The organism is Chitinophaga sp., from assembly GCF_035538455.1.
In the GTDB taxonomy this organism is placed as follows: domain Bacteria; phylum Bacteroidota; class Bacteroidia; order Chitinophagales; family Chitinophagaceae; genus Chitinophaga.
The window spans coordinates 1-10,080 of sequence record NZ_DATLKJ010000062.1 but is presented as its reverse complement, the minus strand read 5'-3'; the positions used below and the strand labels follow the sequence as shown (position 1 = coordinate 10,080).

Annotated in this window: 1 protein-coding gene; it reads left to right on the top strand. The window is 42.9% G+C overall.

Translation table 11 applies throughout. The features are described from left to right. Positions 1-650 precede the first annotated feature (650 nt). On the top strand, positions 651-10,080 hold a 9,430-nt coding region (locus VM802_RS07530; protein ID WP_422653301.1), incomplete at its 3' end, for an SDR family NAD(P)-dependent oxidoreductase.

Genomic DNA, 10,080 nt, shown 5'->3' with positions numbered 1-10,080 from the left:
AAAATCGGCTGTCCGGTAAATTTTTTATCTTTATCCAAGTTTTTACGTTTAAGGTGTGGTAACCCAAACATAGAAACTATTGGGGGGCTTGCCCCCTTTTTTTATGCTTTATTCACTTATTTTAGTCGGACAATACTGTTTGAAAATATTTTTTTTATTTAAACTCTAATTGTTAGATTGCATAGCGTTGTAATGTAAAATAAATTTCAACCTGCGGGAAGAAGCAGTTAATAAGCAAGTAGTTTGTTATCTTTGACAAAACGTATTAACACTATTTGATTAATCCTGTAATTTAGAATAACCATTATTAGAATAACCATTAGAAGAAATAGTCTATGAATTACCCTGAGTAGATTTTTTTTCTTTAAACCCTACAATCTCAATGTATATACCCAATGCACTTTATTGCTATACTAACCAAGTGTATAGTATACCCAGTTAAAGCCATACGGGGTAATTGTTACCCGAACGTATCTCTCAGCATAAGCTGACTGACAGCGGGAACTGCTACCTGATGCAATACCATCTAATATTGGTGTTGAGGATTTTGTATTGTAAAAATGCAAGATCGATAAATGTGAAATAACTAAAACTATACTATTTTGACTGTGCCTTTAAATGCATGGTGTCATGGCTGTATTGCTGTGCCTATGCTTCATTTCATCGAATTAGTTAGGAGTCATTATTTATTTGTTGACGGCGTGTTTTCAAGGAGTGGGATGTTGGAAAATGAGAGAGTGAATGCCGCCTGTCGGGAAGCGTCTATTCGTTTTTTATCATCTATTGGATGGTTGAAAAAGCAGTATGACGGGAGCGATCAAATAAATGTTCTGCCTCGTGCGAGGCAGCTTGTATCCAATGCTATGGCGGTTATGGAAGCTGACTCTGTCAGCTCCGGGGCGGATGAAAAGCAGGTTGATTTATTAGTTGGGATGCTGGAGGAGGTTTCGTCCGGTCAGGATACAAATGAATTTTCTTTTGAAGTAATGTTGGAGGGCATCCTTATTATACCTGTGCTCTTGCGGTTAAATAAGTACATGAAAGGGAATGACAGGTGTTTTGATAAAGGGTTGTTTCATCAACGTATACAGGCATCGATAATAAATATTTTTCTACAACGTGAATGGTTAGTTGAAGTTGAAGATGAAATGGTTTTTACCGATGCGGGCGCAGCATTGGTTGCTAAATCGATTCATTTTGAAACGGTCCTTTTCCCGGATTATTTGCTTGCAGCCGCTTATCATATACAGGAAGAAGCTGAGGATAAAATTGTACAGCTTTTTAATGACATACCTATAGAGCGGCAACCCAGATATATTGCTGAAATGGGCTGCGGAAAAGCAAATAACTTGAAGCGTATTTACGAGAAAATAGTTTCCAAAACGCGAAGAGGGGAACACCTGGAAAGTCATCCGCTTACTCTGATTGGAATTGACCAAAATCAATTGGCATTGAGAGCAGCCGGGGAAGCCCTTGTTACTTATCCGCTATTGCTCATACAAGGTGGCATATCAGAACCTGGAAAGATCGCGGATATACTGATGGAGAAAGGAATAGCAGCAGATGAAATATTATATACTGGACTGTTACCCGATTTTACCGGTTATCCTTTTACTGATATCAATGGGGATGAATATTTATCCGGATCAGAGGATCGCATAACTTCAGAAATATTATTTACACCTGTTGCACCCGTAGCTTGTTACTGGAACAACTGGACCGAATTGACGGGGAGACACGGATTAATGCTAGTGACCGGGCACTGCTCAGATCATGAGTGTTTTGATGTACTGGATGTTTTGGGCGTACAAAACAGACCATCAGCTGCCTCGAGTATACTAGAGGCAGCTAATGCGGGTTTCTTTTCCAACCGGCCACTGCTAAAGTGCCCTGACGAATTACCATTTGCACGCCTGACTTTTGCGCACTATCAGCAAAGGGTTTACCAGATTCGGTATGCCAGTCGCAACGATCTGCCTGTTTTGATGCATCTAGAAACTGTATGCTGGGCAACTGATATACGTTTGTGTGAAAATGAAGTAATAAAAAGGCTAGAGGTATACCCCGAAGGACAATTTGTGGTTGAGGAAAACGGTTGTGTGTTGGGTGTTATTTATACACAACGAATTGCAGACGAAGCAGCGCTATATAATACCAATGTTGATAATGTAGGGGCATTACACTGTCCTGATGGTGGAGTTGTGCAATTGTTGTCTATCAATATTTTTCCGGAATGCCAGAGCCGGGGGCTAGGGGACGAACTGCTGGAGTTTATTCATCAGCATGTTGCATTGATGAATGATGTAACCAAAGTATGTGCTATTACAAGAAGCCGGGATTTTAAGGGAAATACACAAAGTGATTATGCAGCCTATATAAAGCAAACGGATGAACATGGCTATTATGTAGATCCGATTATCAGATTTCATCAGGTACATGGTGCACGGTTGGGGGGTATTGTAAGCGGATATCGTGTTATGGACAAAGTGAACCTGGGCAATGGAGTACTTGTGCATTATGATGTTCGTGAACGGAAACGGTTTACCGGTAATGGGCGACAAACGGAGGAAAAATCAGGATTGGGCCTTCAACAGATTAGTACAGCAATTGTAAGGTATATAACGGGGATATTGCCGGTGGGAGCACCTATAGATATGGAACAGCCATTGATGGAAATGGGATTGGATTCCGGTGATTTAATGGGGCTGGGGTTGTTTTTAGACAGCAATTATAATATAGCAGTACCTGGTTCTTTTTTCTTTGAATATAATACAATAAACGGGGTAGCCGAAAAAGTAACGGCGATGCTGGCAACTACATATACCACCCCGGCTGATGGGGGCAATGTTCATTATCATAACGAACTGAAAAGGGAATTTGCTGAGGGTACATCGGCTCCCGGTGACGTTGCCATAATCGGCACAGCATTTCGTGTTCCCGGCGCTAGTACTAAAGAAGCTCTCTGGAGTATACTGATTGAGGGCCGTTCTGTCATAACAACACTCCCTGAGGGCAGATGGACCTGGCCAGAATGGGTAGACCTGGCTACCACTCACAAAGGCATTGACAGGGGGGGGTATTTATCTGATATTGATAAATTTGATGCTTCTTTTTTTAGAATATCTCCGCGTGAAGCGGAGCTGATGGACCCGCAGCAACGGCTTTTGTTAGAGCTTACATGGGAGTTGCTGGAAGAAGCCGGATATAAAGCCTCTACGCAGAAAGGAAGTAAAACAGGTGTTTACATCGGCGCCAGTGGCAGTGACTATGAGCTTTTACTAGGGGCACAAAAAGGAGATGAAACCCTGACAGGTACAGGTGCTTCATTGGCTATACTGGCCAACAGATTATCCTATTTTTATGATTTTGAAGGCCCCAGCATGCAGATAGATACCGCATGCTCCTCTTCATTAGTAGCCATCAATGAAGCCATTACAGCTATTAATACAGGTAAATGTTCCCAGGCTATTGTTGGCGCTGTTCATTTGATGTGTCATCCTTCGAGAAGCCTGGCGTATCACAAGTCCCATATGTTGAGTGAAGATGGCCGGTGTCATACTTTTGACGCAGCTGCAAATGGTTATGTAAGAGCAGAGGGCGGCATTATGTTTTTTTTAAAACCACTAACCCAGGCACTAGCCGACGAAGATGATATACATGGCGTTATTAAAGGGGGGGCCATTAATCATGGCGGACAATCCGGTGGGTTAACAGTACCCAACCCGGAGAAGCAGCGAAGATTACTGGAGGATGCTTATATCAATGCAAAAATAGATATCAGGACAGTTAACTACCTGGAGGCACATGGTACGGGCACAAGTCTGGGGGACCCGATAGAAATAGCAGGATTAACAGCTGCATTTAATTCACTTGGGCATTCACCAGGAGAACAGCTGTCTCCCTGGTGTGGAATAGGTTCTGTTAAGACGAACATAGGACATTTAGAGGCAGCTTCAGGCATGGCAGGTATATTGAAAGTATTGCTTTCAATGGAGCATGGCTTGTTACCTCCAACCTGCAATTACCATAAATTAAACCCCCAGGTAATATTAACAGGTAGCCCATTTTATATTCAAAAGAAAATGCAATCATGGCAGCCTGTGTTCGCTAACGCACCGTTGAGGGCAGGTGTGAGCAGTTTTGGAATTGGGGGGGCCAACGGTCATATAGTCCTGGAATCATATCCGCAGGTGCAACAAATAGTTCCGGGAAAAGCTGGCGCTAATCTTCTTGTATTGTCTGCTAAAAGCATTGACGGATTGAAGCGCTACGCTGAAAACATATTGCATTATCTGGATGAAAACGAAACCGCTTTATCCGAACTATGTTATACCCTGCAAACGGCAAGGGAAGAGATGGAGGTGCGGCTGGCAATAGTATGCCAGGATGTTGAGAAATTGACGGGAGTATTACGCGATTATATTAGTGGAGTACCTTCTCAAGAATGCTATACAGGAAATATTAAAACTGTTGTAAAGACAACTGAAACTCCTGACATCGCATCTATGGCAGGGAGAAAACCAATAGCAACTGAGACACTGCGCGATATTGCAAGATACTGGTGTGCCGGAAAATCAATTGACTGGGCATTTTTTTACGAAAAACAAAAACCCAGTAAAATACGGCTGCCAACCTATCCTTTTGCAAAGGATAGGTATTGGTTACCTGAAGATAGCAACGTTGCTACCACATCGAATAGTGGTAGGAAATTACATCCATTATTACACAGTAATAGTTCCACGCTGAGAGAACAACAATTTACAAGCTATTATACCGGTAAGGAGCTTTTTCTGGCTGATCATAAAGTACGGGATGAAAAAGTTTTTCCGGGAGTAGCGTATTTAGAACTGGCAAGGGAAGCGGGAGAACAATCGTTAAGGGAGAAAATAACCCAGTTAAAAGATGTTCGCTGGTTAAGTCCAATACAGGTCGGAGAACAGCCTGTACAGGTACTAATCGGTCTTTTTCAGGAAGGTGGTGATACTATTTATGAAGTTTATACCTATGATCAGGAGGTACGCAAAGTAAACAGTCAGGGAAAATTAAGTACAGAAGGAAAACCTGCGCCCGAAAATTTCGATCTGGGCGCGATCAGGCAAAAATTGCCGCATACAAGAGATAAGGATGCCTGTTATCGCTTATTTAAAACGAAGGGGTTAAAGTATGGTAATAGTTTTCAAGGCATTGACGTGCTTTATTATAGCGAAACGTCCTCATTGTCTAAAGTAACTTTACCCAAAGAAAAAAATTATGTGCTGAGCCTGGGTGTACTGGACTGTGCACTGCAAACTTGTATAGGGTTACATTTTGCAAAGGAAGGAGAATCTTTGGTATTGCCTTTCAGTGTAGAAGAAGTAAATATTTATCATGAACTGCCCGCTACTGTCTGGTGTTATGCCAGGCAGCATCAACACTATAGACCCAGTAACATAATTACCAGTTATGATATAGATATTTTAGGAGATTCCGGCCAGGTATTACTTAGTTTTATTTCAACGGTAATGCTTCCAGTCGACGGATTCCCCAAGCACCAACAGCCGGTAGAGAAGGCCAATACATATTTATATGACATCAGGTGGCAAACTTCATTACCCGCAAGTATTCCTAAACAAACCATTACATCAACTCCCCTGGTATTATTGGCAGGCGGTTCAGTTGATCTGGCGGATAAACTGAAAGAGGTATTGGAACTGGAAGTAATTCCTTTATCTGGAGAGACAACGGAGGCTTATTTTCTCAGTGTACTGGAAATGGTGAAACCGATACTGACAGCAAAAGAAGCTACACATATCATGATTGTTTGCTGCAATACAGACTACGTAGAGTATGGGTTCATATCCGGGCTATTAAAAACAGCGTCACAGGAAAACCCCAGAGTGACCGGAAAGATAATCGGTGTAGAACGGTTGAATATCATAGAGCTGGAAACCCTGATAACTATACTGGAAGCGGAACAACAGACTGCTGATGTTGAAGTTTGCTATCATGAAGGGAAAAGAAGTGTAAAAATGCAGCAGGTCATAGAAGCTGCTGCAGGCACTAGTGAAGGGGCTTGTATCAAAGAAGGTGGAGTATATCTGATTACTGGCGGCGCCGGTGGACTTGGGCGGATTTTTGCCTTGCATATTAGCCATACTCCGGACACACAGGTGATACTTACCGGAAGAAGGGAACTCTCTGCAGAGCAAATATCGGCTTTATCAGTTGGACCCAATGTTGCCTATTACCCGTGTGATATCACCAACAGAACAGCGGTAAATGGCTTAATAGAGCGTATCAAAGCGCGTTACGGGAAATTAGATGGCGTCATCCACAGTGCCGGGGTTATCCATGACAGTTTTCTTGTCAACAAAACCGGAGAGGAAGCGGTATCGGTGCTATTGCCCAAAATAGCTGGTGCAAAAAATATTGATGAAGCTACAAAAGAGGAGACGCTTGATTTTATGGTATTCTTCTCTTCTGTATCAAGCATATTGGGAAATATAGGACAGGCTGATTATGCATCTGCTAACGCCTGGCTGGATAATTACGCCCATTATCGTAACCTACTGCGAGCTACAGGAAAAAGATATGGTAAAACATTAAGTATTAACTGGCCTTTATGGAAAGAAGGCGGAATGCAAATAACCGCTGAAAGTGAGAAATATCTAGCGAAGCAATGGGGAATGGTATCATTACCAACAGCCGAAGGGATACATGTTTTTGAGACATTGCTTAATAGTATATCAGGGCAGGCGATGGTAGCCTACAGGAAAACAGATAGCGGTTCAAAGGATTTCACTGGTATGGTAGCGGCAGAAGTTGATCGACCGTCATTTGCACCTAGTGATGACAATAAATTGCAAACTGCGTCGATTCAGTATTTGCGTGGAATACTCGCAAAGGAGTTAAAATTACCAGAAGATAAATTTGATCTGGATGCTCCTTTTGCAGAGTATGGGATTGATTCAATATTGATAACGCGGCTGACCAACTGTTTGGAAGAAGTGTTTGACCGGCTGCCCATGACACTGTTCTTTGAATACCAGAATTTTCATGAATTAATCGAATACTTTACCAGGGAACATAGTGATGTTCTCCGCAAGTTGGTCGGCCATCAGTTAAGTGCGCCCCATATACCTGTAGTTGCTGTGCCTGCTCATGAAGATACTGTACCTGCGGATAATAAGTACAGGCGGCGTTTTACTGATAGCAAGTTACAAGCAGCAATGCCGGTAATGGAAAAGGAGGATATTGCTATAATAGGGTTAAGTGGAAGATACCCTGGAGCAAAAAATATTGATGAGTTCTGGGAGAACTTAAAAGCAGGGAGGGATAGTATTACAGCCATACCTAAAGACAGATGGGATGCCAGCCGTTATTACAGTGATGAAAAGGGGAAGGAAGGTAGTATTTATAGTAAATGGGGTGGGTTCATCGATGATATAGATCAATTTGATCCATTGTTTTTTAATATTTCTCCCAAAGATGCTGAGCGGATGGACCCACAGGAGCGTTTGTTTTTACAGACGGTTTGGGAAACTATAGAGGATGCAGGCTATACCAGAGAGTTATTACAGGGAACGGTAAATAAAGATGGATTAGGGAACAGGATAGGTGTGTATGCAGGTGTGATGTATGAAGAGTATCAGTTATTTGGTGCGGAGGAAACCTTGAAGGGAAATCCTATGGGGCTGTGGGGAAACATTGCCAACATAGCCAACCGCGTATCTTATTTTTTTAATTTTCATGGCCCCAGTTTAGCGGTGGATACAATGTGTTCTTCTTCGTTAACTGCTATACACCTGGCGTGCAGGGATATCCTGACTGGAGAGACCGATCTTGCAATAGCCGGTGGCGTGAATGTGAGTGTACACCCCAGTAAGTATCTGATGCTCAGTCATGGTGGTTTTGTATCCGGCAAGGGGAGATGCGAAAGTTTTGGCGAAGGCGGAGATGGTTATGTACCGGGTGAAGGGGTAGGTGCGGTATTGTTGAAACCATTAAGTAAAGCCGTGGCAGACGGTGACCACATTTATGGTGTTATCAAGGGATCTGCCGTTAATCATGGCGGAAAGGTTAGCGGGTATACGGTGCCCAATCCCAGAATGCAGTCGGCACTTATAAAGGAGGCGGTGAGGAAAGCGGGAGTAAACACTGCAGATTTCAGTTATATAGAAGCACATGGCACCGGTACCAGTTTAGGCGACCCAATAGAAATTGCAGGTCTGACCAGTGCGTTTGAATCTGAGAATAAACAATATTGTGCCATAGGGTCCGTAAAATCAAACATAGGTCATTGCGAATCGGCGGCAGGTATATCAGGGCTCACGAAAGTATTGTTGCAACTAAAGTACCAACAATTGGTACCCTCATTGCATTCCTCTGTGTTAAATCCGTACATCAATTTTGCTGAAACCCCATTTAGGGTACAACGAGAGCTGGAAGAATGGACAGCTGCCGATAACCGTCCGCGGTTAGCTGGCATCAGTAGCTTCGGGGCTGGCGGTAGTAATGCTCATATCATTGTGGAAGAGTATCAGGCAACCGCTAAGAAAGCGTACATGGGAACTGCACCTGTTATAGTGGTGCTGTCGGCCAGAGATGAAATCCGACTGAAAGAACATGCCGCCAATTTGCAACGTTACATCGCAACGCATCCGGATACTAACCTTGACGAAATCGCGTACACGCTGCAAACAGGACGGGAACCAATGGATGAGAGGCTGGCCTTCATTGCAGACAGTATTACAGCTCTTTCAGTCAAGCTGACTGATTATTTAACCGGGAAAAAAGTTGACTCATTTACAGGTAATATAAGAAAGGATAAAGTAGGTTTTTTGCTCGACGGAGGCGCTGGTAATGCCTATATTAATTTTGCCATAACTAATAGGGAAATAGCATCTATTGCACAGTTATGGGTGCGGGGGGTAAATATTGATTGGAGTATATTCCACAAAGAGCATAAACCTGCAAAGATCAGTTTACCCACCTATCCGTTTGCAAAAGAAAGATATTGGATATCGCTTAGTGAAGTACAAACGAGCATAAGCGGTGGCAACAGACTGCATCCGTTGCTGCATAGTAACAGTTCCAGCCTGGAGAAACAGCAGTTTACAAGTATTTACACCGGTAAAGAATCGTTTTTAGCAGATCATAAAGTCAGAGAGGAAATGGTATTGCCTGCAACCGCTTTGCTGGAGTTGGCAAGAGAAGCCGGCAATCAGTCAGCAAAAGAAAAGATTACGCAGCTAAAAGATATAAATTGGCTAAGCCCTATAAAGGTAAACGGGATACCTCAGAAAGTATATATCAATCTTTATCCTGCAGATGATGAAGTTATTTATGAAATATATACTCAAAACGCAGCCGCGATAAAAGTGCATAGTGAAGGGCGGTTAAGTGCTGTACAAATGCGGACACCCTCAAATATTGACCTGGATACCATCCGGAAAGAACTTCCTTATGTTAAAGAGCAGGATGAATGTTATCAGTTATTCAAGGCGAAGGGATTAAATTATGGCGCCAGTTTCCGGGGCATTGAGAAGTTATATTACAGTACCAATAAGGCATTGTCAAGAATCGCTTTGCCCAGGCAGGAGGATTATATTCTTCAGCCTGGTATGTTAGACAGTGCACTGCAAACCTGTGCAGGAATAAGTTTTGCAAAAGAAGAACAAACACTGTCATTGCCCTTCAGTGTGAGGGAAGTAAATATTTATCATGAGCTGCCGGCCGTTGTCTGGTGTTATGCAAGGGAGTATAAGGGCAATAACATTACCAGCTATGATATTGATCTTCTGGGAGAAAACGGAGAGGTATTACTAAGTTTAAGAGAGCTGGTGTTACTTCCCGTTGGTTGGGAGGAAAGAGTCAGGCAGCCTGCAGTAAAAGCAGCTACTTTTTTGCATGGTATTACCTGGGAGTTATCACCGGCAGTGACCCAAAAAAGTACAACATCGACCCAACTCCTATTGCTGGCGGGAGGCTCTGCCGATCTTGCTGATAAGCTGAAAGAAAAGCTGGCGCAGGAAGTGTTGTCGGTACCTGAAAGTGCCCCCGTTGATTATTTTGTCAAAGTGCTGGAGAAAGTAAAAGAGA